Origin of the sequence: Commensalibacter sp. A3DC (assembly GCF_047307945.1) — a bacterium.
GTDB classification, from domain to species: domain Bacteria; phylum Pseudomonadota; class Alphaproteobacteria; order Acetobacterales; family Acetobacteraceae; genus Commensalibacter; species Commensalibacter melissae.
Window position 1 is genome coordinate 1 of record NZ_JAXOQA010000010.1, and the last position, 26,570, is coordinate 26,570.

General features: G+C 39.3%; 20 protein-coding genes and 1 pseudogene. 12 read left to right on the top strand and 9 right to left on the bottom strand.

Annotated elements, in window-relative coordinates; all coding sequences use genetic code 11:
* Positions 1-149: 149 nt before the first annotated feature.
* The 3 genes from U0839_RS02100 to U0839_RS02110 all read right to left on the bottom strand — a co-directional run bounded on the left by U0839_RS02100 (position 150) and on the right by U0839_RS02110 (position 3,338).
* Positions 150-1,070 carry an Hsp33 family molecular chaperone HslO gene (locus tag U0839_RS02100; RefSeq protein WP_155565689.1) on the bottom strand — a complete coding sequence of 307 codons (921 nt, stop codon included), beginning with the start codon at positions 1,068-1,070 and terminating at the stop codon, positions 150-152.
* An 84-nt stretch (positions 1,071-1,154) separates the two neighbouring features.
* Positions 1,155-2,138: an ornithine carbamoyltransferase gene (gene argF, locus U0839_RS02105; RefSeq protein ID WP_155565688.1), complete on the bottom strand. Its 984-nt coding sequence runs from the start codon at positions 2,136-2,138 to the stop codon at positions 1,155-1,157.
* A gap of 9 nt (positions 2,139-2,147) precedes the next feature.
* A complete protein-coding gene (locus U0839_RS02110) occupies positions 2,148-3,338 on the bottom strand; it encodes an aspartate aminotransferase family protein (protein WP_155565687.1) in 1,191 nt (396 codons plus the stop codon).
* Positions 3,339-3,465: 127 nt separating this feature from the next.
* On the opposite strand from U0839_RS02110, the gene U0839_RS02115 reads away from it, so the two are divergent.
* From U0839_RS02115 to fumC, 10 genes and pseudogenes are all read left to right on the top strand, one after another.
* Positions 3,466-4,041, top strand: coding sequence for a regulatory protein RecX (locus U0839_RS02115; protein WP_413549988.1), 576 nt, complete (start codon positions 3,466-3,468; stop codon positions 4,039-4,041).
* A 6-nt stretch (positions 4,042-4,047) separates the two neighbouring features.
* Complete coding sequence (locus U0839_RS02120) at positions 4,048-4,515, top strand: CHAP domain-containing protein (RefSeq protein WP_230873441.1); 468 nt, start codon at positions 4,048-4,050, stop codon at positions 4,513-4,515.
* A 166-nt stretch (positions 4,516-4,681) separates the two neighbouring features.
* Positions 4,682-4,855: pseudogene (locus tag U0839_RS02125) on the top strand (twin-arginine translocase TatA/TatE family subunit); the annotation flags it as partial.
* Positions 4,856-4,995: 140 nt separating this feature from the next.
* A complete protein-coding gene (locus tag U0839_RS02130) occupies positions 4,996-5,946 on the top strand; it encodes a bifunctional riboflavin kinase/FAD synthetase (protein ID WP_155565684.1) in 951 nt (316 codons plus the stop codon).
* A gap of 106 nt (positions 5,947-6,052) precedes the next feature.
* Positions 6,053-8,929: an isoleucine--tRNA ligase gene (gene ileS, locus U0839_RS02135; protein ID WP_413549990.1), complete on the top strand. Its 2,877-nt coding sequence runs from the start codon at positions 6,053-6,055 to the stop codon at positions 8,927-8,929.
* 20 nt (positions 8,930-8,949) lie between these two features.
* Positions 8,950-9,456, top strand: coding sequence for a signal peptidase II (lspA, locus tag U0839_RS02140; RefSeq protein ID WP_255487682.1), 507 nt, complete (start codon positions 8,950-8,952; stop codon positions 9,454-9,456).
* Between the two features lie 74 nt (positions 9,457-9,530).
* Positions 9,531-10,055 carry a DUF3035 domain-containing protein gene (locus U0839_RS02145; protein ID WP_155565682.1) on the top strand — a complete coding sequence of 175 codons (525 nt, stop codon included), beginning with the start codon at positions 9,531-9,533 and terminating at the stop codon, positions 10,053-10,055.
* A gap of 60 nt (positions 10,056-10,115) precedes the next feature.
* Positions 10,116-11,939 (top strand): DNA mismatch repair endonuclease MutL, encoded by a 1,824-nt coding sequence (gene mutL / locus U0839_RS02150; RefSeq protein ID WP_413549993.1) that lies wholly within the window; start codon positions 10,116-10,118, stop codon positions 11,937-11,939.
* 131 nt (positions 11,940-12,070) lie between these two features.
* On the top strand, positions 12,071-13,612 hold the full coding sequence (locus tag U0839_RS02155) for a complex I subunit 4 family protein (RefSeq protein ID WP_370533603.1): 1,542 nt from the start codon (positions 12,071-12,073) through the stop codon (positions 13,610-13,612).
* 119 nt (positions 13,613-13,731) lie between these two features.
* On the top strand, positions 13,732-15,177 hold the full coding sequence (gene fumC / locus U0839_RS02160) for a class II fumarate hydratase (RefSeq protein WP_413549995.1): 1,446 nt from the start codon (positions 13,732-13,734) through the stop codon (positions 15,175-15,177).
* A gap of 112 nt (positions 15,178-15,289) precedes the next feature.
* On the opposite strand, the gene parE is transcribed toward fumC, so the two are convergent.
* Positions 15,290-17,311 carry a DNA topoisomerase IV subunit B gene (gene parE, locus U0839_RS02165; protein ID WP_413549997.1) on the bottom strand — a complete coding sequence of 674 codons (2,022 nt, stop codon included), beginning with the start codon at positions 17,309-17,311 and terminating at the stop codon, positions 15,290-15,292.
* Between the two features lie 67 nt (positions 17,312-17,378).
* Positions 17,379-17,936 carry a hypothetical protein gene (locus U0839_RS02170; protein ID WP_155569444.1) on the bottom strand — a complete coding sequence of 186 codons (558 nt, stop codon included), beginning with the start codon at positions 17,934-17,936 and terminating at the stop codon, positions 17,379-17,381.
* 392 nt (positions 17,937-18,328) lie between these two features.
* Between U0839_RS02170 and U0839_RS02175 the strand changes: the two genes are divergently transcribed.
* Positions 18,329-18,892, top strand: coding sequence for a hypothetical protein (locus tag U0839_RS02175; RefSeq protein ID WP_413549998.1), 564 nt, complete (start codon positions 18,329-18,331; stop codon positions 18,890-18,892).
* A 21-nt stretch (positions 18,893-18,913) separates the two neighbouring features.
* Here U0839_RS02175 and U0839_RS02180 read toward each other — a convergent pair whose 3' ends face one another.
* A complete protein-coding gene (locus tag U0839_RS02180; protein WP_110438269.1) occupies positions 18,914-19,363 on the bottom strand; it encodes an RrF2 family transcriptional regulator in 450 nt (149 codons plus the stop codon).
* Positions 19,364-19,559: 196 nt separating this feature from the next.
* Between U0839_RS02180 and cysK the strand changes: the two genes are divergently transcribed.
* A complete protein-coding gene (gene cysK / locus U0839_RS02185) occupies positions 19,560-20,537 on the top strand; it encodes a cysteine synthase A (RefSeq protein ID WP_155565676.1) in 978 nt (325 codons plus the stop codon).
* A 68-nt stretch (positions 20,538-20,605) separates the two neighbouring features.
* Here the strand turns inward: cysK and U0839_RS02190 are convergent, their stop codons facing one another.
* The 3 genes from U0839_RS02190 to topA all read right to left on the bottom strand — a co-directional run bounded on the left by U0839_RS02190 (position 20,606) and on the right by topA (position 26,409).
* Positions 20,606-21,763 carry an OmpA family protein gene (locus U0839_RS02190; RefSeq protein ID WP_155565675.1) on the bottom strand — a complete coding sequence of 386 codons (1,158 nt, stop codon included), beginning with the start codon at positions 21,761-21,763 and terminating at the stop codon, positions 20,606-20,608.
* A gap of 298 nt (positions 21,764-22,061) precedes the next feature.
* Positions 22,062-23,618: a S41 family peptidase gene (locus U0839_RS02195; protein WP_230882767.1), complete on the bottom strand. Its 1,557-nt coding sequence runs from the start codon at positions 23,616-23,618 to the stop codon at positions 22,062-22,064.
* A gap of 220 nt (positions 23,619-23,838) precedes the next feature.
* On the bottom strand, positions 23,839-26,409 hold the full coding sequence (gene topA / locus U0839_RS02200; RefSeq protein WP_155565674.1) for a type I DNA topoisomerase: 2,571 nt from the start codon (positions 26,407-26,409) through the stop codon (positions 23,839-23,841).
* Between the last annotated feature and the right edge of the window lie 161 nt (positions 26,410-26,570).

Here is a 26,570-nt window from a genome sequence, read left to right on the forward strand (position 1 = left end):
AGTTTTTTATCTGTTTTTTGGTCATTTAAAAATTAAAAAGTGAATATTATAATTAGTAAAAATTCTATAGAATTCACATTTGTTTATATTCAACAAATAGAAAATTTTAACATTATTTTGAATTTGCTTATTAATCGATATTATTTTTATTAGATTTCTTTACGAGAAAAAATAAAATCGTAACAGCAAAATTCGCATGTCATGATAATTTTTTCATTTTCTGCCATGCTATCAAGTTCATCTTTGGAAAAATTGTTCAAGACCTCTTGTAACCTTGATCGGGAACAACGACAACCATAAGCGACACTTTTCGGCTTGCCAACAGAAAATTCCAAACTGTTGAAAAGACGATAAAGTAATTTTTCTGAAGCCAGATTTTTATCAAATAACTCTGAAGCTTTTAAAGTGTTGGCTAAAATACATATTGTTTCCCATTCTTTTTCATCATTTTCAGCGGCTGGTTTCAAAACGATTGAATTTTCATGGGCAATTTTTTCAAGAATTAGGCCGCCAGCTTGCCATTTATTTTGATAGCATTCGCAATATAACTGAATTGAATAGGGAAACTGCTCACTATTTTCAAAATAGTGACTGGCCATTTCTGCAAGTGTTTCTCCTGTCAGTTCAACCATCCCCTGATAATTGTCTTTTTTGTCTTGTTGGTCTACGGTCAGAACGAATAATCCTTTTTTCAAAAGTGTTTTTGCTGATGCATTTTCAGTAAAATCATTTATTTTGTCTTTGTCATAACGGATATAGAAGCGTAGCTCGCCTTTATGGGTACAATCAGCAACCAACATTGACACGACTCCCTCTCCCTTGATTTGCAAAGAAAAGGATCCCTCAAATTTTAATGATGAAGCCAGGCCAGCAACTAATGACAAAGCTTCACCTCCCAGTCTGGTGATACAGTCTGGGTAGTTGTGGTGTTCAAGAATGGAATGAGCTACAGGTCCCAAACGAATGAGCCTTCCTCTTGCCGAAGGGAAGAAAAAAGGCGTAATTCCCTTGCCGTAGGTAATATCTGGAACATTGGGTCGATCATTATTGGAATGATGAAGGTTTTTCATGGTTATCTTCTCAAGAAAAAAACGAATAGCCGAGAAATCTTTTTTGAAAAGATAGGCTAAATATTGTCTATTTCAAGAATGGAATTAACGGGAGCCGTAATCACGCCAATTATCACCCATCAAAGCCCAAATCAGAATGGCTTTATGTGCGTGAAGACGATTTTCAGCTTCATCGAAAACAACTGATTGTTTACTTTCAAAAACCTCAGCGGTTACCTCTTCACCGATATGGGCAGGCAAGCAATGCATGAAAATGGCATCATGGGCGGCTAGTTTCATTAAATCGAGATTAACTTGATAAGGATGCAATAATTTCAAACGTTGTTGTTTTTCAGAATCATTATCAGACATGCTAACCCAGGTATCGGTAACAATACAATCCGCATCTTTAACTGCCTCTTTTGGATCTGTGGTCAGTTGAATGTCTGCCCCCATTTCTTTGGCCCATGACAGTATGGTTTTTGAGGGCAATAAATCGGGTGGGGTGGCTAATTTAAGAGTAAAATCAAATTGTGCGGCAGCTTCAATGAAAGAATTTGCAACATTGTTACCATCGCCAACCCAGGCAATTACACGTCCCTTGATAGGACCTTTATGTTCTTCAAAGGTCATGACATCAGCCATGACTTGTCCCGGATGCGAGGCGGGAGTCAGTCCGTTAATAACGGGGACTGAACTTAATTGTGCCAATTCGGTCAAATGTTCGGTACAGCCTGTTCGAAGAACTATGCCATCCACAAATCTTGAAAGAACACGGGCAGTGTCGGCAATGGTTTCGCCCCGGTCAATCTGCATTGTACTGGTTGATAAAACAATCGGATTACCGCCCAGTTGATGAATTCCCACCTCAAAAGATACGCGCGTACGGGTTGAAGGTTTGGAAAAGATAAGTGCGATTGAACGTCCTTTCAGAGGTTGGGCAGGATGTGAGGGATATTTTCTATCTTCCTGCATTTCTTTGATTTGAGAGGCGAGGGTGATTATATCTCTTAAATTTTGTTTACTAATATCTTTGAGTTCTAAAAAGTGTTTTATTTTTTTTGATTGAGAAATAATTGGGTTATTCATAGAAATTACTCATTGAACAGATTTCAGGTTTTTACGTAATTGCTCGGCAGCATTTCTTAACCGGTGAATACCATCCAGACATTCCTCCTTGGTTATAATTAGGGGAGGAATTATGCGAATGACATTATTTCCTGCCAATACGGTCAGTAGATTTTGCTCTAGGGCCGCATTTTGTATCTCGTTTGCAGGAATGGTTCCCTTTAATCCCAATAAAAGACCCTTTCCGCGAACTTCAGCGTAAACATCTGGATAAATCTTGGTTAATTGTTGCAGTTGTTCCTTTAGATATAGTCCTGTTTCCTGTATATTTTTCAGGAATCCAGGTTTCAATATGATATCCATAACTGCATTTCCAGCCGCACATGCAAGAGGGTTTCCTCCAAAGGTTGATCCATGCGTTCCAAAGGTCATGTGTTTGGCGATTTTTTCCTTGGCAAGAAAAGCGCCCATGGGTACGCCCCCGGCGATACCCTTTGCCAATGAAAGAATATCAGGTTCAATATCTGTCCATTGATAGGCAAAAAATTTACCTGTTCTGCCAACTCCGCACTGAACTTCGTCAAATCCTAGGAAAAGATCATTCTCATCACAGATTTGTCGCAATGCCTTTAGAAAATCAGGAGAAATAACAGTGATTCCACTTTCGCCTTGTATGGGTTCGATCAGAAATCCTGCCGTATTCTGGTCAATGGCTTCTTTCACCAGGTCAATATCATGTATTGGAATATGTTTGATTCCAGGTATTTTAGGCCCGAAACCCTCCAGATATTTTTGATTGCCTGTCGCATTCAAAGTTGCAATAGTTCTTCCATGAAAAGCGTGATTAAAACAGATGATATCTGTTCTTTCTGGATGGTTGTTTTTATATTGGGCGCGACGAATAGCCTTTATGACTCCTTCGTTTGCCTCTGCCCCAGAGTTGCAAAAAAACACACTGTCGGCAAAACTTATCGCTATTAATCTTTCGGCTAATTTTATTGCCTGAGGAATTTGGTATAAATTGGAAACATGAATGACTTTTTTTGCCTGTTCCGAAATAGCTTTACACAAAAGGGGATGATTATGACCTAGAGATGATGTTGCAATTCCGGCCCCGAAGTCCAGAAATCGTCGTCCATCAACCGTAAAAAGCCACACGCCGTTTCCATGGTCAAAGGCAAGGTTTGCACGATTATAGGTGGGCATCAAAGCGGAAATCATAATCTCTCTTGTCGATTTTATTGAAGGAAACAGACATAATTAATGATTGAGAAAAAAAAGTCAATTTATTCCTAATATAATCAAGGGTAATTGATTGGATAATGTTTAAAGGGAAGTGATGCAAATCATGTCAAACAGGATACAGCTTCCTGACTTAAAAGAGTATGCACTGAATTATCTTGCCCGTTATAATAATACCGAGGCAGGATTGGTTAAACTTTTAAGACAGAAAGTCAATCGTTGGATTAAACAAATTCAAAAGGAGGACGATCAAGATTACGATGAAATTCTCAAGAAAGCATACGATAAGATTGATCAGATTGTCAATGAATTGAAGCAAAATGGCGGTATTAATGATGACAGATTTATTTTTTCCAAAATGCCATCTTTGATCCGTGCGGGTTGTTCCAAAAAACAAATTCAGGAACGTTTTATACAAAAGGGAATCAATCCCTCCTTAATTCAGTCCTCCTTGCAAGAATATCATGATGATCATCTTGAGCTGCTATCCGCTTTGGCCTATGCATGGAAAAGGAAGATTGGACCATTTCGTCAGCGTTTGTTAAAAAAAACAGCTGAACTGAAGGATCGTGAACAAATGATCCTTGCAAGGCGTGGATTTTCGTTTACAATCTCAAAAGAAGTTTTATCGATGACCCATGCAGAGGCAGAAGAATGTATCAATAAAATACGTTCTTTATAGGGGAAAATGAAATCAGGATTTTTTGTTCGCGTCTTAATTATGTTTTTTGGAATTCTTCCCTTGCTGGCTGCCTGTGGAGGGGGAAGAAGCTATCATGGCTCCTTGCAATGTGCACCCTATGCCCGCAAGATCACTGGTGTTGAACTTCAGGGGGCAGCCTATAGTTGGTGGTATCAGTCAAGAGGGAAATACTATAGAACCAAAAGGCCAGAACCGGGGGCAATATTGGTTTTTCGTAAAACTTCCAGATTGCCTTATGGGCATGTTTCTGTCGTAAAAAAACTTCAGGATTCACGCACGATTATTGTTGATCATGCCAATTGGGAAGCGCAGAGAATTGATCACAAGGCGCCAATTATAGATGTTTCATCACGTAATGACTGGTCTTTGGTAAGGGTTTGGTGGGCTCCTACGGGAAAGATCGGTATCAAGCGATATGCGACTTATGGTTTTATTATTCCCAACAAGTCGTGATCAAGGCAACAAAAAACCGCGTGATTTGCAATTTGGTGTTAAAAGTAAAATATAGTATGATAATTTTAATTAAATTATGATATTTCCTGTGTTTAAGTTAGAAAAAATCGATTGAATTTTCCGAAAATTGTCTGCATGTGTAAGTTGTGTAAGGAATAAATATATTATGGGCAGTATGAGTATTTGGCATTGGCTGATTGTATTGATTGTGGTTTTGCTGGTTTTTGGATCAGGAAAGATTTCAACATTAATGGGAGATCTGGCCAAGGGTATCAAGATTTTCAAGAAAAATATTGCCGACGATGAAACCTCTTCTCCACAAAGCAAGACAATTTTGCCAGATGTCGACAACAAAGGGGATACCTCTGTTTCCTTTAACGATAATAAGGAAAAAACCCCTGTATCATCCGAAACACAGAAATAAGGTTTTGTTGTTTCAGAAGAGGTTTTAGATTAATAACGAAAGAAAATTTGCCGTTTATGACGACTATCTATACAAACGGACAGGCAATTCCGCTATCAGCCCGGGGTTCTGTAACAGCTTTGGGCAATTTTGACGGTGTGCATCGTGGGCACGCTTATTTATTGGACACTTTAAAAAAACAGTTTCCAGACCGTTCTTTATCTGTAGTAACTTTTGAACCTCATCCAAGACAGCTTTTCGAAGGCAGGGAAATTTCATTTCGATTGACGAATGCAGATGAGCGAAATGCAGCTTTGTCCGCCCTGGGTGTTGATAATATTTTTCAGATAACATTTGATCAAGAATTTGCTGCGCTAGATGCAAAGAATTTTATTCATCAAATTCTTTATAAATCATTCGGGATTTTTCATGTAGCTTGTGGTGAGGGTTTTGTATTCGGGCACAATCGTCAAGGAAATACCGATTTTTTGATTTCTGAAGCGGATAAACTGGGTATTGGCGTTACGATTGTAAAACCTTTGCGGGAAGAGGGAACGGTGATTTCTTCCAGCCTTATCCGTTCCTGTCTGAAAAATGGAAATCCTGAAAAGGCCGCCCATTATTTGGGTAGGATCTGGTGCATTCAGAATATAGTGGAGCATGGGGATAAAAGGGGAAGGACAATTGGTTTTCCAACTGCGAATTTACAGTTGGGGGAACAGGTAGAGCCCAAATGCGGGGTTTATGCGATTAAAATTCGGTTGGCCAATGGGAGAATGCACGAAGGAGTGGCCAATCTCGGATACCGTCCAACAATTGGAAAACAGACCAGAGCCTGTCTGGAAGCTCATTTGTTTGATTTTAACCAGGATATTTATGGTCAAAAGATTACGGTTTATTTGTATCATTTTATTCGTGATGAAAAACGTTTTAGTGATTTGAATGAATTGAAAAAACAAATAGCCCGGGATGCAAATAATGCGAAAGAATTTTTTAAAATAAGAAATGACTCTGTTAATTCCTTGTAAAAAAGAATTATTAATAATGATAAATTTTATTTTTTAGAAATTGGTTTTATTTTATAAAATCAAATATTGTCTTAATCTACTTTAATTTTACAGTTAGAACGAAATCATGGCTGAATCCAAATCTACCGACCTGTATAGAGATACAGTTTTTTTACCTTCAACCTCATTCCCAATGCGTGGGCGGTTACCTCAACGGGAACCTGAAATTTTGGAACGTTGGAAAAAAATACGATTGGATGAGGCTATTATCCGGCAATCGGATCAACGGGTTTTGGAAGGGAAAAAGGTCTTTACCCTGCACGATGGCCCTCCCTATGCCAATGGACATTTGCATATCGGACATGCGCTTAACAAGATTATCAAGGATGTGATTAATCGTTCCCATCGTATGAATGGAGAGGTTGTTCGATATATTCCCGGTTGGGATTGTCATGGTTTGCCCATTGAGTGGAAGGTAGAAGAGAAATATCGCAAGGCAGGTAAAAACAAGGATGATATTCCGGTATTGCAATTTCGGGCAGAATGTCGCAGCTATGCCCAAAACTGGTTGTCGATTCAATCATCCGAATTTCAGAGACTTGGGGTTCAGGCAGAGTGGGATCACCGATATGCAACAATGGATTTCAGTTCAGAGGCAGCCATTGTTGAAGAAATTGGTCGTTTTCTATTAAATGGCAGTTTATATCGTGGCCTGCGTCCGGTTATGTGGAGCCCGGTTGAAAAAACGGCTCTGGCTGAGGCCGAGATTGAATATCACGATCATACATCGACAACTATATTTGTAGCTTTTCCTTTTGTCAAAGATCCAACCCCCCAGCATTTATTGGAAAATGTTTCGGCTGTTATCTGGACAACGACTCCATGGACAATTCCTGCGAACCGAGCCATAGCTTACAATAACGATATAACCTATCAGATTATCAGTGTTAAAGCTGTTAACGCTGATTCCCACGTGTCCATTGGAGCTAATTTTCTTATTGCACAGGATTTGCTGACCTCATTTTGTGAACAGGCAGGTATTACGGAATTCAAGGAAGAGGCATCGCTTGAAGGAAACGCGTTGGCAGGTGCAGTTGCAGCGCATCCCTTGCGGGGAAAAGGCTATGATTTTGATGTCCCTTTATTAGCAGGCGAGTTCGTCACGACTGAAGCGGGAACAGGATTGGTTCATTGTGCTCCCGCACATGGTGAAGATGATTTTTATTTATGTCAGCAACATCAAATTGGTGTAACGGAATATGTTGAAGATGATGGGCGTTACGCTTCGGATGTCCCTCTATTTGCCGGTATCCATGTTTTCAAGGCGGCTGAAGCTGTCTGTGAAGAGTTAAACTTATCCAGAGATGAGGCAAGGAATGCAAACAAACCATTTACTGGTCTTGTTGCCCAATCCTCCATCGTGCATTCTTATCCTCATTCCTGGCGATCACGGGCCCCGATTATTTACCGTGCTACCCCGCAATGGTTCATAGCAATGGATGATAATAGAAAAATTCGTGAGAATGCATTGTCAGTTCTAGAGGATGTTACATTTGTTCCCGCACAAATCCGTAACCGTTTGACCAGCATGATTGCCTCGCGTCCCGACTGGTGTATTAGCCGGCAACGTGCCTGGGGTGTGCCAATCGCCGTTTTTGTCAATAAGGCAACCCGTGAGGTTTTAAGGGATGCTGAAGTTATGCAACGGATTGTAGAAGCTTTCAAAAAAGAAGGTGCAGATGCATGGTATAATTCTTCTCCCTCGCGTTTTCTTGGTGAAAATTACAATAGTGAAGAATACGAACAGGTGTTTGACATTGTGGATGTTTGGTTTGAAAGTGGTTCAACGCATGCTTTTGTCTTGGGTAGGGACAAACTTGATTTTCCTGCGGATTTGTATTTGGAAGGTTCCGACCAGCATCGTGGTTGGTTCCAGTCATCGTTGCTAGAATGTGTGGGAACACGTGGAGTTGCACCTTACAAGGCCATTGTCACTAATGGATTTGTAATGGATGAACAGGGACGTAAAATGTCAAAATCCCTCGGTAATGTTATTGCACCCCAGAATGTCAATGATGAACTTGGCGCAGACATTTTGCGTTTATGGGTAATGAACTCTGATACGAATGAAGATCTTCGAATTGGAAAAGAGATTTTAAAACAGCAAGGTGAATTATACCGACGTTTGAGAAATACGTTACGTTGGGTTCTTGGAGGTTTGGAAGGGTTTTCAGATAAGGAAAAACTTGATTATGAGGATCTTCCTGAACTTGAGCAATGGGTTCTGCATCGTATTTATGAAATGAATCAGGTTATTCAAAAAGCTATTCATACTCATGAATGGGTTGGGGTTTATCCTGCTTTACACTATTTTTGTACAAGTGATTTGTCGGCTTTCTATTTCGATATCCGCAAGGATTCACTTTATTGTGATAAAAAAGAAAATATACGTCGTAGGGCGGTTCGAACCGTATTGGATGTATTGCATAGATGTTTATGTACTTGGTTGGCACCGGTATTATGCTTTACTGCAGAGGATGCATGGACTGCTCGCTTTGGTGAGAATGCAACTGTTCATTTGGAAGAATTTCCTCTCATACCTGTGAAATGGTCGAATGATAATTTGGCAAAACGTTGGATTCAATTACGCTCCATTCGTCGTATCATTACAACGGAAATTGAAAATATGCGTCGGGAAGGGATTATCAAGTCTTCGCTCCAAGCTGCTGTAGAATTGAATTTTTCAGAGGAAGAAGCCGCCTTGTTTGGCCATTATGACTGGGCTGAACTGGTTATTGTGTCCCGGGTTGATATTAATATTATACCGGGTTCGGCATCTTTGTATTCAGTGGAAACCAAACAGGGTGGAGAGGGTCATGCCGCACCTCGTATTCGGGTAGCAACAGGACATAAATGTGCACGTTGCTGGAAAGTTCTCGATGAAGTGGGAGGCAATTCAAGTTATCCAGAATTGTGCTTGCGTTGCATTGATGTTGTTTCGTAATATTTGGTTTAGGGATTTTCATGAATAAAAGTTCCGTTGTCATGCAAGTTAATCATTTGAAAAAATGGTATTGGGGATTGGGAATGCTGTTTCTGATATTCTTGCTGGACCAGATCAGCAAATACTGTATTCTCAATATAGTAAATTTGCCCCAAAAAGGTTCTGTTCCAGTGATTCCATTTTTCAACTTCACTATGGTATGGAACAGGGCAATTACTTTTGGCATGTTGGGTCAGTTTGGTTCATGGGGATCCGTTATTTTTTCTGTTTCCGCCTTTGTGATTGCGGCAAGTTTATTCATATGGATGATTCGTGCCCGTAAAATCTGGGTTATCATGAGTCTGGGTGCCATTGTTGGCGGAGCGTTGGGAAATATCTTAGACCGTTTGCGCTTTGGCGCAGTGGTTGATTTTATTCACTTTCATGTTGCAGGGTGGTCATGGTATGTTTTCAATGTTGCAGATAGCGCAATTGTTTGTGGTGTGATTATCTTGTTAATGGATGCTTTTTTTGGTTGGGAAGAATAGTTTAATATGATACGAAATAGATTCATATTATTAACTATTATTGCTTTTACGGATTTTGTTAAGGAATAAGACGGATGATAATGCGTAAATCAGGTTTGAAATTTTTATTGCCCATGGGATCCCTAATCGGTGTTGTTGTCTTGCTTTCTGCCTGTTCCGGTCAGGATGTTTCCCGTGCATTTGGTATCAAAAGATCAATGCCTGATGAATATACCGTTACGACTCGCGCGCCTTTATCAATGCCACCTAATGATAGTTTGATGAAGCCTGATGAAAATGGAGTCAGACCTCAAGAACAGTCCATACGTCAGCAGGCATTGGAAATTCTTTCTCCCGATGTTGCCTTGGAAGGCATGAAAGATGTTCCAAGCCAGGGCCAAACCCGGTTGATTCAGGATGCCAATCAATCAGCTGATCAGGAACGTCATAATGAGTTGGTCACGCAGAATGGTTTTGTTGACCAGGTCATGTTCTGGAAAAATGGCAAACCTTCAGATTTGGCTGTTGACAGTGTGGCTGAAAATAAACGATTGCATAATAACTTGAGTTTGGGTTTACGTCCTGATGACGGGGCAACACCAACGACGACACAAAAATAGGTTTTTTGACAAAAAAGGGTTATAAAAAAATTTGCAATTCTCCAAGTCATTATTAGAATAATGATTATTCGCCCTTTATCCGAACATACAGTTAATTTAATTGCTGCAGGAGAAGTTATTGAGCGTCCTGCCGCCGTTGTTAAAGAACTTGTGGAAAACGCGCTTGATGCAGGGGCAGGCAGAATTGAGATCAATCTTGACAACGGTGGTATTGATCATATTCAGGTCATTGACAATGGTTGTGGAATAGAGGCTGATGACCTGCCTCTTGCAGTTTCAAGACATTGTACTTCAAAATTGTTTGAAGATGATCTTGTAAATATTAAAACATTGGGATTTAGGGGAGAAGCTCTGCCTTCCATTGGGGCCGCCGCCCGATTGAAAATTATTTCGCGTGTCAAATCGGCGGAAAGTGCGTGGCAGATCTCGGTTGAAAGTGGTAAGATTTTAAACCCCAGTCCGTCCGCTGGTCAAATGGGAACACAAGTTATTGTAGAAGATTTATTTTATGCGCTTCCTGCACGACGTAAATTCTTGAAAACCGCTCGAGTTGAATATAATCGGTGTGAAATGATTATACAGCGTTTGGCCATCTCTCACCCCGATGTTTCATTCACTGTTATAAAAGATGGTAAGACCGTTTTGAATCTACCGATTCAATCGCAAAAAGACCGTATTTTGGCAGTGTTTTCTGATATTCATGATGAAGAACTGATTATGTTGAATTTCGATCGGGGGGATTTGAAATTATCCGGTTTCATCAGTGCTCCATCTGTAAATCGGGCAACAACAAATGGTCAAATTATGGTTGTTAATGATCGGCCTGTTGCTGATCCAGTAATGCAAATGGCTATTCGTGTTGGTTATCGTCAAGTTCTTGAAAAAGGACGTTATCCTGTTGCCGTACTTTTTCTGCAGCTACCTTTGGATCAGGTAGATGTGAATGTACACCCTGCCAAAACTGAATTGCGTTTTGCTGACGAAGCTGCAGTTCGAGCCTTGATAATTGGTAGCATTCAAAAGAGTCTGGCTATTGGTGTGGGAGTTGCAAATGTTAATCCTGAATCTTTGCATGTTTTTCCCACCACACAATATCATCCCAAAAAAGCTTCTATTCGATATCCCGCGTATCAGCAAAGAATGGGTAAGAACAATAAAGAATTTTTTCAAGAAGAAGATGCATGTGCCGGGGACAGTTTTGAATTGGGAGCAGGATTATCTTTCAAGGATGTTGGCGATACGTTATCAAGATTACCTGATAAAAAATATCAAAAAACTACTGCAACCTTGCCTCTGGGATATGCCGTGGCACAAATTTTCAAAACGTATATTGTTGCGGTAACAGAACATGAAGAATTTGTCATTGTTGATCAGCATGCAGCTCATGAACGTTTAACTCATGAGGCATTACGTCAACAGTATTTAGAGACTGGAATACAAACACAGTCTTTACTTATACCGGAAGCAATTGAATTATCTGCTGTTCATTATCGTTGTCTTATGGGTTTTAAGGACAGTTTGGCCGATTTGGGAATAGAAATAGAATCTTTTGGTGAAAAAACGATTCTGGTCAGGGCTTTGCCACAACTTTTGGGAAGCATTTCCGCACAGTCGCTTTTGATTGATCTTGCCGAAGAATTGCAGGATAAAGAACAGATGTCGGTTAATGATATTGAATCTGTCCATACCCAACTCGATGCTATTCTTGCCAGAATGGCATGTCATAACAGTGTAAGGGCAGGCCGCTCTTTGAATGAGGAAGAGATGAATGCCCTTTTACGTCAGATGGAGGCCACTCCAAGGGCAGGAACCTGTTCACATGGAAGACCGACATGGCTGAAATGGAGCAAAAAAGATATGGAAAAATTATTTCATCGCTCTTAATAAATTGATATTAAGGAAAAATTAATTTTAAGTAATATTGACAAAAATAAAAACTTTCTGGGCAATATGGTCAGAAAGTTGTATATAATCGAACAATTGTTACGTTTAAATAGATTAAAAAAGAGAATACCGTGCATTCAGTACTGCTTACATTAGTAACGTATTTGCCTTTGCTTGGGGCTTTGGTCATCTTTCTTATGCGTGGATCCTTTGAAGAGGTTGCACGCACTTCCCGTTGGATTGCTTTATGGACAAGTATCATAACATTTGGTCTGTCAATTGTTATGTGGAGTGAATTTTATCCTCGACACGATGGATATCAATTTGAAATTCAAAATTCATGGATTTCGGGATTTGGTGTTTCCTATCATGTTGGCGTGGATGGGATCAGTTTATTTTTTATTATCCTATCAACTTTATTGACCCTGATTGGAATAATGGCCGCATGGCAGATGATCACGGATCGTATCCGTGATTATATGGTTGCTATTCTGGTGTTGGAAACGACATTGGTTGGCCTGTTTTCCGCCCTAGATATGGTTGTATTTTACTGTTTTTATGAAGCGACCCTGCTGCCAAGCAGCATGTTAATTGGAATCTGGGGAGGTCCGAAACGGATTTTTGCCTCTTTGCAATTCTTTCTATTCACGTTTGCTGGTTCTTTATTTATGATGATTGGGATTTTGTGGATATGGGTGAATACAGGTACCACGGATATTCCCGTTTTAATGCACGCATCTTTCTCACCTGCTGTCCAGGGGTGGTTATTGCTGGGTTTTATCCTCGCGTTTGGAGTCAAATTGCCTCTCTTTCCTCTGCATGCCTGGTTACCAGCCGCATATGTTGAGGGTCCAGCGTCGACCACCTTGCTGGTTTCTGGCGTCATGTCTAAGGCAGGCGCCTATGGATTATTAAGATTTTGTGTTTTAATGTTGCCTGAGGCATCTCACCGTTATGCAATGCTGATTATGGGATTGGGTATATGTGCGATTATTTATGGTGCAATAATCGCTTATAAACAAACAGATATTAAACGGATTATAGCCTATTCATCATTTTCTCATATGGGTCTTATTGCCATAGGATTTTTCTCTCTGACACCAGAGGGAATTGATGGCGCCCTATTACAGGTTCTTACTCATGGGGTAACAATTGCGGCACTTTTTTTATGTGTTGCCGCTGTCACCTATCGTATTGGTACAAGAGATATCGAGGCGTTTGGAGGTATCGCTAGTAAAATGCCCAAACTGGCCTTGCTTGGAATGATCTTTATCATGGCAAATGTTGGATTGCCTGGTACGGGTTCGTTTGTGGGTGAATTGCTGGTCATGATTGGAGTTTTACATATATCATTCTGGGTTGCTTTCCTGGGAGGATCAAGCATGATATTAGGTGCTGTTTATATGCTGGTCATGTATCGCAATGTCATATTTGGAAAAATTGTTAATCCGGTTATCAATTCAATTCGGGATCTAAACGCAAGAGAAATGACAATCTTGGTACCATTGGCCGTAATTATCCTGTGGATGGGGATTTATCCAGACAGTTTCTTATCGGTTTTTAATCCGGTAGTGACTGCCTTTACAAATTCAGACCGTATAGCAGAATTGATGAATCATGGTCATATTGTGGCCGATAATATTAATAATATGCACAGTATTTTTGTTCGCTAAGATTTGATAGTCTAAGCGGATATATTTGATTAATACCCACGTTGCCTCTCTTGGCTTATGCGTGGGTTTTTTTTATGATTTATAGTGATTATTTTAATAATTTTTTTAAAAGGTGAATTATGATCAAATCTGTTTCTGGCGAAATGGTAATTGGAATTGATAAAAAAGGATTGCGTCAAGAAAGTGATTCAATGGGAAAAATAGAGGTCCCTGCGGATCGTTATTGGGGAGCACAGACTGAACGTTCCTTGCATCATTTCAATATTGGTGGGGATGTCATGCCGCGTGAGGTCTATCATGCCTACGGTATTGTTAAACATGCCGCCGCAGAGGTGAATTGTGAAGCGGGCCGTTTGGATGAAACGAAGGCAAAAGCAATCATTCAGGCTGCTGAAGAGGCAGCCGAGGGTGCGCTTGATGATCATTTCCCGCTTTGTGTCTGGCAAACGGGTTCAGGTACACAAACCAATATGAATGTAAATGAGGTGCTTGCCAATCGGGCCATTCAGCTTTTAGGGGGGGAGATCGGTTCCAAAAAACCTGTTCATCCCAATGATCATGTGAATATGGGACAGTCTTCCAATGATAGTTTCCCGACAGCTATGCATGTCGCTATGGTAATGGAATTGGAAAGGCATCTTTTTCCAGAATTACAAAAATTACATAATGCCATTGAGCGTAAAGCTAAGGAATGGATGGATGTTGTAAAGATCGGTCGTACCCATTTACAGGATGCAGTTCCTTTAACCGTTGGTCAAGAATGGTCTGGTTGGGCTGCTCAATTAAAGGAAAGTTTACATCGTTTAAAATCAGTAGAGAAAGAATTGTTTGAACTGGCTGCAGGTGGAACAGCTGTTGGAACAGGATTGAATGCGCCAAAAGGTTTCTCCAGGGCGATTGCTAAAAAAATCGCTCAAATCACCAGCTATCCTTTTGTAACAGCGCCCAACAAGTTTGCCTCCTTGGGTGGACTTGACGCTATGGTGGCCACGATGTCTGCGTTACGTGGCGTTGCGGTTGTTCTATTAAAAATAGCAAATGATACTCGTTGGCTCGCTTCAGGACCACGATGTGGACTTGGAGAACTTCATTTGCCTGAAAATGAACCGGGGTCGTCAATTATGCCTGGAAAGGTCAATCCGACTCAATGTGAGGCAATGATTATGGTTTGCATGCAGGTCATGGGTCTTGATGCTGCCGTTGCCTTTGCTGGCTCACAGGGTAATTTGCAGTTAAATGTAACGCGTCCGCTGGTTATCATGAATACGCTACACGCCAGCCGATTGTTAAGGGATGCAGCCAAAGCCTTTCGTGAATTTTCAGTCGAAGGGACAACATTAAATAATGCGCGTATTCAAAAATATATTGATAATTCATTAATGCTTGTTACAGCTCTGGCACCTGTCGTAGGATATGATGGAGCGGCGAGAATTGCCCATATGGGGGATGTTGAAGGATTAAGTCTTAAAGAGGCGGCTTTAAAATCGGGATTGATTGATGAAAAGCAGTTTGACGAGCATGTAAAACCTCGGTTGATGGCCGGACATGGTGTTGAAGGTGCCTAAATAAAAAGATTTAATTTTCTAGGCATCGATAAAATGTTTTAACAACGAATAGAAAGGAATTTAATAATTCCTTTCCATGGCAGATAAAACGAATATTTATAATATAATTGAATTAAATATCCAGTAAATCAACAGAACCGGCATGCTCCTGTATGAATTGGAAGCGCATTTCTGATTTTCTTCCCATTAAATCAGAAACACGTGTTTCCGTGATTTCTTTTTCATCATGAGGAATGATGACTTTCAATAGGATACGGTGTTTGGGATCCATTGTCGTTTCCTTTAAATCCTTGGGTGGCATTTCACCCAAACCTTTAAAACGAGAAACTTCAATTTTACCTTTTTTTTGGTTCAACCTTGATAAATTACGGTCTTTATCCTTATCATCCATGGCATAAATAATTTTATCTCCTTGGCTAAGACGGTATAAGGGTGGTTGAGCCAGATAAATTTTTTCTTGAAGAATAAGTTCTGGAAGTTCTTGATAGAAAAAAGTCATCAATAAAGAAGCAATATGCGCACCATCAACATCCGCATCTGTCATGATAATGATGCGACCATAGCGTAGTTTATCGATATCAAATGCGGAACCTATGCCACAACCCAAGGCTTCTATTAAATCTTTTAATTCCTGATTATTATTTAATTTTTGATTGGAAGCACTTGCAACATTGAGAATTTTACCTCTCAAAGGTAAAATTGCCTGAGTTTCGCGATTACGGGCTTGTTTGGCCGATCCTCCAGCAGAATCTCCCTCTACGATAAAGATTTCTGTTTGATTGGTATTAGAACTTGTGCAATCGGTCAGCTTACCTGGTAATCTTAAACGTTTTGTTGCGCTTTTTCTTACTGTTTCCCGGTTTTCTTTACGTTGTAAACGTTCTTCAGCTTTATCAAGAAGGAAAGAGAAAAGTTGATCCGCCTGATTTGGATCGGCTGCCAACCAGTGATCAAAACGATCCCGTAGTGCGGTTTCAACAAGTTTGGTTGTATTTTTTGAGCTTAGTTTCTCTTTTGTTTGTCCCTGGAATTCTGGATCCCGAATAAAGATGGACAATTTTGCCGCAAGAGATCCCAGCATATCATCAGAAGTGATGATTGAGGATCTTCTATTGGACCGGTTTTCCCCCCATGTCCGAATTCCTTTTAACAGGGCATTTTTGAAGCCCTGTTCATGGGTTCCACCCAATGGCGTCGGTATGGTATTACAAAACGATGCCAAACCGCTTTCACCTTTTTCCAGCCATGCCAAAGACCATTCAATTTTGCCTGTATTTTCACCTTTTGAATCATTGGGTAAATTGACGTCACCGGACCATATAGGACAGATCAACTGGTCCGAGTCGGTTTCTTCTTTCAAACTGTCTTCAAGTCCATTAGCAAAATGCAGGATTGTCTCCCTTGGAATATCAGTGTTATTCACTAATTCAGGATCACACGACCAGTTTAGGGTGACACCTTTATAAAGAAACGCCTTGGAGCGGCACAGTTTATACAACTGTTTCGGTGAAAATTGCAGTTTGCCAAATATCTCGATGTCAGGAATAAAACTGATTTGGGTTCCTCTGCGATTTTGTACATAACCACATTCAATTAATGGAGTAATCGGTAATCCGCGTTCATAGGTTTGTTTCCACAGCATCTTATCACGGGCAATTTCGATTTCCATCCAAGAAGATAGGGCATTGACAACAGAAGATCCAACTCCATGAAGACCCCCAGCAGTATTATAGACTTTATTGGAAAATTTCCCTCCTGCATGAAGCGTGGTTAGAATCACTTCCAGGGCTGATTTATTTTTAAATTTTGGATGAGGATCAACAGGAATTCCGCGTCCATTATCGCGAATGGTTAATTTGTTATCCTGTTCAAGTTTTATGTGAATGGTGTTTGCAAAACCGCCAACGACCTCATCCATGGCATTATCCAATATTTCAGCTGCCATGTGGTGCAGGGCGTTTTCATCCGTACCACCAATATACATACCAGGCCGCTTTCTGACAGGCTCCAAACCTTCAAGAACCTCTATGTCTTTGGCGTTATAATCGCTGGTAACAGATTTTATCCCTTTTACATTTTTCTTGTCTGCAAAATGGGTTTTAGAAGAATTGTTTGAAGAAAATAAATCGCTCATATAAGTGTATTTCGCATAAAAACACGTTTTTACAAAATGTTTTCTTCATGACTCTTAAATTTTGAAATTATTTCTTGTGAACAGCAACTTTGCGTGTGATTCGTCTTTTTCTAACGACTTTGCCTTTTTTATGTGTTGCAGGTGCCTGACAGATTTCATAAGATGCTGGTTGGAGAATATCTTTTGCCTCTGCATATTGAGACAATTCACTTGCCGTTTTCAATGGTTTGATTTCATCAAACATGGACATTCTTTGAATGCAGAAAATTGTTCCCGCTTTAAGTCCCTGAGAGGATTGTACGTTGGCTAGCTGTGTGATGTAATCATCATATGCTTTTTGATATGCCTTTCCTGAGCGTTTTCCGTAACTTGACCGGAAATAACCCTTCAATTTAACTTCCTCACTGCTAACAATCGGGCGGAATTGATTTATAAAGGCGTTATATTGATTTTGAGCCTGACATGAAAGGGCTGTCACCATTAATTCGCTTTTCAAGCCTTCTATATTAAAAGCTTCGTGAGAAGGGGAATTATTGCAAGTGGCCGTTGAAGCCCATGATGGATTCGAAAACATTCCCGCAGCGATTAATCCAGAAAAGAGAAAGCGTTTAACTAATAGAGACATTGAGTGCTCCAAATCGGATATGAACTAAAAAGATTGGTTGGGTAGTTAAAAGAATATTGGATTTATTCTATAAAAGTTTATTGCAGTTGTATATGATATTATTAAATCGGATATAACAGGAATTGTACATAATGCAATAGTTTATATTCACATTTTGCAATAATAAACGAAAATAAAAAAGCTAAAATTCATCTAAAATATCATAAAGTTATTGGTGATTTTGTTTTTATCTGGTAGTGATCTTTGTAAGTGGATGTGTATATTGATACAAAGAGTAGGTATAAATTCTTACATCTTTTTTACCAATCCGGTTTTAAACTGATATTCTCATCAAGTTTGTAATTGTAAACTGCCAAGTTATAGGTAGGATTTAATAAATGGAGGCTAGTTTCGTGCGTTTGCGTTCATCTTTTATTTTGGCTTCATTGGGAATTGCTTTGGCAGCTTGTCAACATAATCAGCAACCAGTGGCCCAACCCGATAGGGAGGCTGCCAATCCTTTTAAATATTCAAAAAAATCATCTGTTTGTCAAATAACACCTATAGTCAAAGAAGCGGATGGAAGTTGGAAAACGACGATGACAGTCCGCAGTGATGATGGTCAATGTGAATTCAATATTGTGCAACCTGACTCCAAAAACAACTTCATCTCTTTTGGTATTGCAACTGTTCCTGAACATGGCAAGACATTTGTTTATAATTATGATAAAAGAACCTATATAAGATACATGCCATCTTTGGCATATGCAGGAACAGATAGATTCATTGTGAATCTTTTACATCAGGATGGGGGCAATAAAACGGTTTTGTCAGTAGATGTAACAGTAGACAATACAGGTGTTCAGATTCCTAAACCCGCTATAGAACCCGCGAACAAAAATACGACCTCTCGAAAAAAGGCAACACGTCATAGAGCTGTCTCCCATCATCGAAAAACCGTAAGAAAAGCTAAATAATGATTTGAATTTACCATTACGTTAAATAGTAAAATTAATAGCTGTGGGACGAGGACGCTTCATTCCTTTTTCCTCGGCTTTTCTGATGAGATCTTGCATCGTTATTGAAGCTATTTCCTTCATGATTTTTTGATCAATAGATTGCCATAATGGTTTGATAACTTGTTGAAAAAGTGGAAACGTAAATTCTTCATATTTTTCTTTTTCATCAACCGAAATGGCCTTAATGATATCAGCGATTGAAAGTAGTCTTTTTGGTTTAGCCAGATGATACCCACCTCGTGGTCCACGAGTACTTTCCAAGATTGAAGCTCTGGATAAAAGTTGTAAAATCGGTTCAATACTTCTTTTTGGTAGTTTTGTCCTTGAAGAAATGTCAGAAGCACTTACGGTATTATTGTGACTTGAGTAAAAGGCGATATCTGTTACAATAAGAATAGCGATAATGGCACGATCTTGTCTTAAGAGCATTAAATATTTTTCCTAAGGTTTTAAAGAAATATTTAGTTAATTTAAAATTTATATCCTAATATTAATAGTATATAATAATTATTTAAGATGAAAAATAGTATTTTTTATAAATAAAATCTGTGATGTGGAAATATTTTGCATAAATAGGTTATTTATAGCGATTATTATCCTTAATCAACGAGTAATGGGAATTGTTATGACAAAAAATAATCGTTTTGGGTTGGCACAACCTAGAGGTAAAATTTATAATTCTTTGATTGATACAATTGGTGGGACACCGCTTGTAAGGCCAGGAAATCTAATAAAGCAGGATAATATCGAAGCTGATATTTTATTAAAGCTAGAATTTTTTAACCCTTTATCTTCAGTCAAGGATCGAATTGCCGCCGCAATGGTATATCAGGCGGAAGAAGAAGGGATTATTAGTCCTCATAAAAGTGTACTAGTTGAACCAACATCAGGCAATACAGGAATTGGCTTGGCATTTATAGCGGCAGCGAAAGGTTATCGGCTGATCGTTACAATGCCTGAAAAGGCATCGATTGAGCGTCGAAAAATGATGCGTTTTCTTGATGCACAGGTTGAGCTGACCCCAGGTCATCTGGGAATGGCTGGGGCAATTGCTCGAGCAAAAGAAATTGTAGAAAATACACCTCATGCCTGGATGCCAAAACAATTTGAAAATCCCGTGAATCCACTTGTCCATGAGTATACCACTGCGGAAGAAATCTGGCAGGATACGCAGGGAAAAGTCGATATTGTTGTTGCCGGTATCGGAACGGGTGGAACCATTACAGGAATTGCCAGAGGATTGAGGAAACATAATCCAAAGGTGGAGATATTTGGTGTTGAACCTGCAGAAAGTGCTGTTCTTAACGGAGAGGAGCCTGGTCCTCATGGTATTCAGGGAATAGGGGCAGGATTTAAACCGGGTATTTTGGATACCGATTTACTTAAACAGGTTCTGATGGTTTCAGAAAATGACGCTCTTGCCACGTCAAGACGCGTTGCTCGATTGGATGGTATTCCTGTGGGTATTTCTTCAGGTGCAGCTCTGTTTGCGAGTATTCAGTTGGCAGCCCGTAAAGAAAACAAAGGTAAAGTCATTGTAACGATTGTTCCTTCATTTGCGGAACGTTATCTATCAACACCTTTGTTCAATGGATTGGTTTAAATCCTTATTTAAAACCGTATCGTAAGGGAAATCCGGAATATGTGATATTCCCTCCACGATGAAACTATTTAGCGTAAAATTATTTCCACACGTCTGTTACGTGCCTCCCGTACATTGGGTCCTGTTTGTACTCGCAAATTTTGTGATCCATATCCATGTATATCAATATTGCCGGCCGGAACGCCATTTCGTATCAATTCGGATCTGATTTCCTTGGCTCTTTTTAGGGAAAGTTCGATATTGTATTTTTTTCCCTTAATATCGGGACTAGCAGATGTATCTGTATAACCATCCGCTTCAATACGGGTGTTTTCCACGTTATTGTAGGCTTGGGCAGCCTCTCGGACAATAAGTCGCGCTCGATTACTCAGGCTGTAACTATTCCAGTTAAAAAACACAAGATATAATCTTGATTTTCTGGCCTTAGGAACTACAGGGGGTTCATCAACAGGTGTTGCAGGAGGAGGGGCAGGGTTAAATTCATAACGTAACCCGAGTAAAATGGAATGGTTAAAATAGGTGGTTGTATCCCGATTGCCTTTGGTATGACCATAAGGATGGGTAATGTTTCTTCCTCCTTGGGTACCCCATACATCGGCGGTATGACTTTGGGGTGCCAGCATTGTCCAGAATCGATATTCTGTAATGAAGGACAATCCAACAATCCAAGGGGTTGGAAATGATAGCCCTCCAATTCCCTGGTAAGCGAATTGTCCGAATGTACCTCCCATGTGTTCAGTAAGACGATGATCCGCGGTGCGAAGTTTTACCCCATTCATTGTAGACCATCCATAACCAATTCCCGCACCGAAATATGGGAATATATAAGGGCTTCCCACATCCATATCAAAAAGGGCGTTAACCATAAATCCATAAGTTTGCTGGCGGCCCTCACCACGGGCTTTATAGGAACCGAGATTTTGATATTTCAAGGGATTGTTGCGATAATTTCCCTCCACTTCAACTCGAAAACCGTTTCCAAGACCATATCCTAGACTCGTTACTGCAGTGGCCCCTGGTGTATATTTATCGCGACCATCAGGCATAATGGGATTTTGACGCACAACTTGATCTTGATTGATACTAAGCCCGCCAGCACCTGTTACATACAAACCTTTAACCGGTTGTGCTTTTATCGTGGTTGAGGGCATGAGAAAAGTGGTTAAACATAAAAGGGTAGAAATATTAAATATAGATGCAGCAAATAGAGGGAATTTCAAACTCATCTTAATTTTTCACTCCTTAAATCTAGCTATCAGCTGCAAATTGTTTTAGTAAAATATTCTTCGAACTGAAATACCCTTTTTTTAGTGAAGAAAGAAGTAAAAAAAATTTTTTGTTCGAAAAATATATCAAATGTCATTGAAACAACACATGGTTTAAATTTACTTGAATAGAAGCAATATACTATTTTCAAACTTAAATAAATACAAGAGAGCAATTTTTAATTGTTATCATTTGGCAATGTAATAATCAAAAAAAATATTAATACCGTGAAAAATCCAATTTGGTTGTCTATACAACTTAATCATTCGGGATCATATCAAGTGCTTTTTGGTAAAGCTTTGGGTTAAGAAGCAAATCATCGGCAATCTCAAGATCAATATCTGAACCGATGGCAGGGGGACAGGCATTTCTAATTTGAAGAATGTCCTTTGCTTCAACCGGAAAACGTGATTGTCTGGAAAAGATAACATCACGTGCATAGGAAGATTGATCATTAATTAATTCATTCATTTGTTTTTGAGTGAATTTAACTCCACGACTTGTGCATATTTGCGGAATGATGCCCAAGCCCTGAATTGGCCATCCCAAGGGGGCGATAACCCTGCTCCATGTAACGAAGAGCTCTCCTCCATCAGGTAATTGTGCAATGGTTTGTACAAGACCTTTACCCAAAGTTGTGCTGCCGATTACGACGGCTCTCTTATGATCGGATAACGCAGCGGTTAAAATTTCGGCAGCACTTGCAGTTCTGCCATCAACCAAAATAACAATGGGAACATTATCGGTTATGTCTCCTCCCTGTACTGCCCATACGTGATTGGACTCTTGATCTCGTCCTTGTGTCGTTGCTGCAATACCATGATCCAGCAATAATGCAGAGCTTGTTATGGCCTGTTGCAAAACACCTCCTCTATTTCCTCTGAGATCGAGAATCAGTCCCTTTAATTTCATATCTTGAACAGCTTGATCAAGATACTGATTGATTTCTTCCGCAGTGAAAGTTGAAAAGGAGGTTATTTTCAAAATGATTATGTCATCATTTGTAAATGCAAATACGGTCGCTGGAGGAACAATTTCTCTTTTCAAACGTACGATTCTTGTTTTTTTTCTACCGTGTGAGCCCAAGACAAGAGTCAAAGATGAATTGTTGCCGCCCTTTAGCCAGTTATTAATTGTATCAACAGATTGTTTATAGGTACGTTTGCTATCTATTTTATAGATACGTTCACCTACGTTAAGTCCTGCTGACCAAGCGGGACCATTGGTATTGATAGAGCTGATAACGATATAGTTTTTATCTTTGGAGATGGTAATTCCGATATTTGCCTCACCATCTCCTCGTTGATTACGATCCGTGGATGCAAAATTGGGAGCGACATATCTTGAATAGGGATCCATATGATCAAATAATTCATCAAAAAAAGCTTGGGTAAGACCTTGATTGTTTGCCAATTGAATTAAATTGGAATTTTCCCATCCCTTGGTAGAAATATCCGTTATGGTCTTTGCCCATTGGGGTATATCGTTATCTGCCGGCAAGGGATAGTTAGCTAGAATTTTTTGAGACTGTTGAAGAACAAGCTTATCTTCGATTTCATGAATTGATAAAGAGGGGTCAACGGCATTTAAGCCATTCAGTCCCCATAAAGACAATTCTTTTATCGTATGTTCTTCCAGTATTCTGGGTTGTAGAAAAGTCAATGCGGTGGCGATGACATTTTCGTAGCTATGTTGATTAAACGGGGCGATATCTTTTGGTTTTGTGGATGTAGTAGATTGTGCGTATATAGGGGTATAGGTATTAAATGCAAGAATTATATACAGACAATAAAATAAAGGTTTGTATTTTTGCAAAATGAAATATAGAAAACATATCGCATTTTGCGTCAGTCTAAAGAAACAGAAATGTCGTATTAGGAGGAAAATGATTGTTCTCCAAAGACAATAAAATATTTTAAATATAAGGTTAGCCAATATTAAAAAAGCTATAGCAACTTTAAGATTATTAAAACCTAAATATAAAAATAACAAAATCTGTCACGTAAAAAACACAATAATCTAGCTGAAAATCATATTATTTTTTTGTTTTTTTTACTGTTTTTTTCTTTTTTGTTGGCGTTTTCTTTAACTCTTTTCCTTTTTCTTCGAGAAGTTTCAATGCGTCCTCTAGGGTTGTATTATCTCCGTTATCACCTTTTGGTAGGGATGCAACAGATTTTTTATGCTGTATATAAAATCCGAAACGTCCTTTTCTTAATAAAACAGGTTCCTTATCTTTTGGATGAAGCCCCAGATTACGGATAGAAGCCATTTTTTTTGCAAGAACCTCCAAGGCTCGATTCAATCCTACTGATAAAATATCTTCATTTTTATCCAAGGCGGCAAAAATATTTCCCATTTTGATATAAGGGCCAAAACGTCCCAACCCGATTTCTATTTTTTCACCTGTCTCAGGATATTCTCCAAGTAATTTTGGAAAAGATAACAGGGCAATGGCCTGATCCAGGGTAAGTGTGTTTCCATTAATATTATTTGGAATAGCGGCACGTTTGGGTTTGATCTTTTTATTTTCAGGATCAGCCTCACCAGATTGTATATATAATCCGTAAGGTCCTTTACGAAGTGAGATTACTTCATTATTTTCTGGATTATTTCCAAGGATTTTGCTGCCTTCTTTTAAAATCTCATTATCTTCTTGATCAGCATTATCCAGACTTAACTTTCTAGTATATTGACATTCAGGATAGTTGGTACATCCTATAAACGCCCCATAGCGACCCAGTTTTAGATGAAGTTTGCCATTTTCACAGGCAGGACATTTTCTGGGGTCGGACCCGTCCGTTGTTTCAGAAAAGAAGTGAGAGCCAAGATCATGATCAAGCGCATCAATAACATCAGAGATTTTCAGTTCTTTTGTTTGCTCGATGGCATTGGAAAAATCGTTCCAAAAATCCTGTAAAACTTTTTTCCAATCTATTTTACTATCGGAAATTTCATCAAGTTGTCCCTCTAACGTGGCGGTAAAATCGACATCAACGTAACGTTTAAAGAAAGATGTTAGAAAAGCAGTAACCAAACGTCCACGATCCTGAGGAATAAAATAGCGATTTTCAAGAGTAACATAACCTCTGTCACGTAAAACCCCGAGAATGGATGCATAAGTGGATGGACGACCAATACCCAGTTCCTCCATTTTTTTAACAAGTGAAGCTTCACTATAGCGTGGAGAAGGTTGGGTAAAATGCTGACTAGGCAAAATTTCTTTGGTTTGAAGAGTCTCTTTTTCTCTTAAGGGGGGTAGGAGTGACCCTTTGTTGTTTTTATTTTCCGCCTCATCTTTATCTGTATCATCAAAACTTTCTGTATAAACTTTTAAGAAACCCTCAAATGTTATTGTTGATCCCGTTGTTTTAAAGCAATTTTCCTGCTTTTCATCTGTTATTGTTATGGAAATTTGATCAAGTTCTGCGGATTCCATCTGACTGGCAAGAGCTCTTTTCCAGATAAGATCGTAAAGCTGTTTCTGATCAGCTGTTAAATAAGAACTGATTTGTTCAGGAGTGAAATTGATATGTGTAGGTCGTATGGCTTCATGTGCTTCTTGGGCGTTTTTTGCCTTACTTGTGTATTTGCGTGGTGATTTTGGTACAAATTTTTCGCCATATTCGGTATTGATATGATTACGAATGGCCTGAATTGCTTCATTTGCCATTTGTACTCCATCGGTTCTCATATAGGTAATCAAACCAACGATTTCCCCCTTGACTTCAATTCCCTCATAAAGTTGTTGCGCGGTACGCATCGTGTTTTGTGCGCTCATTCTTAATTTTCTTGATGCTTCCTGCTGTAATGTCGAGGTGGTAAAGGGGGGGGATGGATTCCTTCTTGTTTTTTTTCGCTCTATGGTACGAACGCTAAACTGTTGATTATTTAAATATGTACAAGCCTCTTTTGCCAGATTTTTCGTATTTAGATCAAATTGTTCAAGTTTTTTGTTTTTTAAATGGGTAAGTTTTGCCGTGAAATCCTTATTGGATGAAGAGATAAAAGTGCCATGAATGGTCCAATATTCTTTGGATTGAAAAATCTCGATTTCAGCTTCACGTTCGCATACAAGACGCAAGGCAACAGATTGGACTCGTCCTGCACTTCGGGATCCAGGTAATTTTCGCCATAAAATTGGTGATAATGTAAAGCCTACCAGATAATCAAGTGCACGTCGTGCAAGATATGCTTCAATCAAAGGTTGGTCCAGTTTCCGGGGATGTTGAATAGCGTATTGAACTGCCTGTTTGGTAATTTCATTGAAGGTAATACGCTCGACATTAATATTTTTAAGTAATTTCTTTTCATTCAGGATGGATTGGACATGCCAGGAAATTGCTTCCCCCTCACGATCGGGGTCAGTGGCAAGATAAAGTGTTTTGGCATTTTTTAAGGCCTGGGCAATCGCCTTGATCTGCTTGTTTCCACGTTCATCCGTTTCCCAATCCATGGCAAAATTTTCAGTCGGCCTAACACTTCCATCCTTCGGAGAAAGATCTCGGACATGCCCGAAAGAGGCGAGAACAGTGTATTTGTTTCCAAGATATTTATTTATGGTTTTGGCCTTGGCAGGCGATTCAACAACGATGACGTCTGTCATTTTCTCTCCAGACGGATTAGTAAAAATGAGTTCTGCAATTAGAAACAGAATACTATCTTTTCTTTAGTAAGAAGCAACTGCTATTTTGGTTTTTAATTAATTTTTTAAATGGATATGATTTACATATTAAAACGAAAATGGAAGAAAAATTCAAGAATTTG

Bases quoted from the DNA above. Each gene is read 5' to 3' on its own strand.
- U0839_RS02190 (WP_155565675.1), bottom strand. From the start codon at position 21,763: ATGAGTTTGAAATTCCCTCTATTTGCTGCATCTATATTTAATATTTCT.
- U0839_RS02130 (WP_155565684.1), top strand. From the start codon at position 4,996: ATGACGACTATCTATACAAACGGACAGGCAATTCCGCTATCAGCCCGG.
- argF (WP_155565688.1), bottom strand. From the start codon at position 2,138: ATGAATAACCCAATTATTTCTCAATCAAAAAAAATAAAACACTTTTTA.
- U0839_RS02115 (WP_413549988.1), top strand. From the start codon at position 3,466: ATGTCAAACAGGATACAGCTTCCTGACTTAAAAGAGTATGCACTGAAT.
- cysK (WP_155565676.1), top strand. From the start codon at position 19,560: ATGACAAAAAATAATCGTTTTGGGTTGGCACAACCTAGAGGTAAAATT.
- mutL (WP_413549993.1), top strand. From the start codon at position 10,116: ATGATTATTCGCCCTTTATCCGAACATACAGTTAATTTAATTGCTGCA.
- U0839_RS02110 (WP_155565687.1), bottom strand. From the start codon at position 3,338: ATGATTTCCGCTTTGATGCCCACCTATAATCGTGCAAACCTTGCCTTT.
- parE (WP_413549997.1), bottom strand. From the start codon at position 17,311: ATGAGCGATTTATTTTCTTCAAACAATTCTTCTAAAACCCATTTTGCA.
- fumC (WP_413549995.1), top strand. From the start codon at position 13,732: ATGATCAAATCTGTTTCTGGCGAAATGGTAATTGGAATTGATAAAAAA.
- lspA (WP_255487682.1), top strand. From the start codon at position 8,950: ATGAATAAAAGTTCCGTTGTCATGCAAGTTAATCATTTGAAAAAATGG.
- U0839_RS02170 (WP_155569444.1), bottom strand. From the start codon at position 17,936: ATGTCTCTATTAGTTAAACGCTTTCTCTTTTCTGGATTAATCGCTGCG.
- topA (WP_155565674.1), bottom strand. From the start codon at position 26,409: ATGACAGACGTCATCGTTGTTGAATCGCCTGCCAAGGCCAAAACCATA.
- U0839_RS02180 (WP_110438269.1), bottom strand. From the start codon at position 19,363: ATGCTCTTAAGACAAGATCGTGCCATTATCGCTATTCTTATTGTAACA.
- U0839_RS02120 (WP_230873441.1), top strand. From the start codon at position 4,048: ATGAAATCAGGATTTTTTGTTCGCGTCTTAATTATGTTTTTTGGAATT.
- U0839_RS02100 (WP_155565689.1), bottom strand. From the start codon at position 1,070: ATGAAAAACCTTCATCATTCCAATAATGATCGACCCAATGTTCCAGAT.
- ileS (WP_413549990.1), top strand. From the start codon at position 6,053: ATGGCTGAATCCAAATCTACCGACCTGTATAGAGATACAGTTTTTTTA.
- U0839_RS02145 (WP_155565682.1), top strand. From the start codon at position 9,531: ATGATAATGCGTAAATCAGGTTTGAAATTTTTATTGCCCATGGGATCC.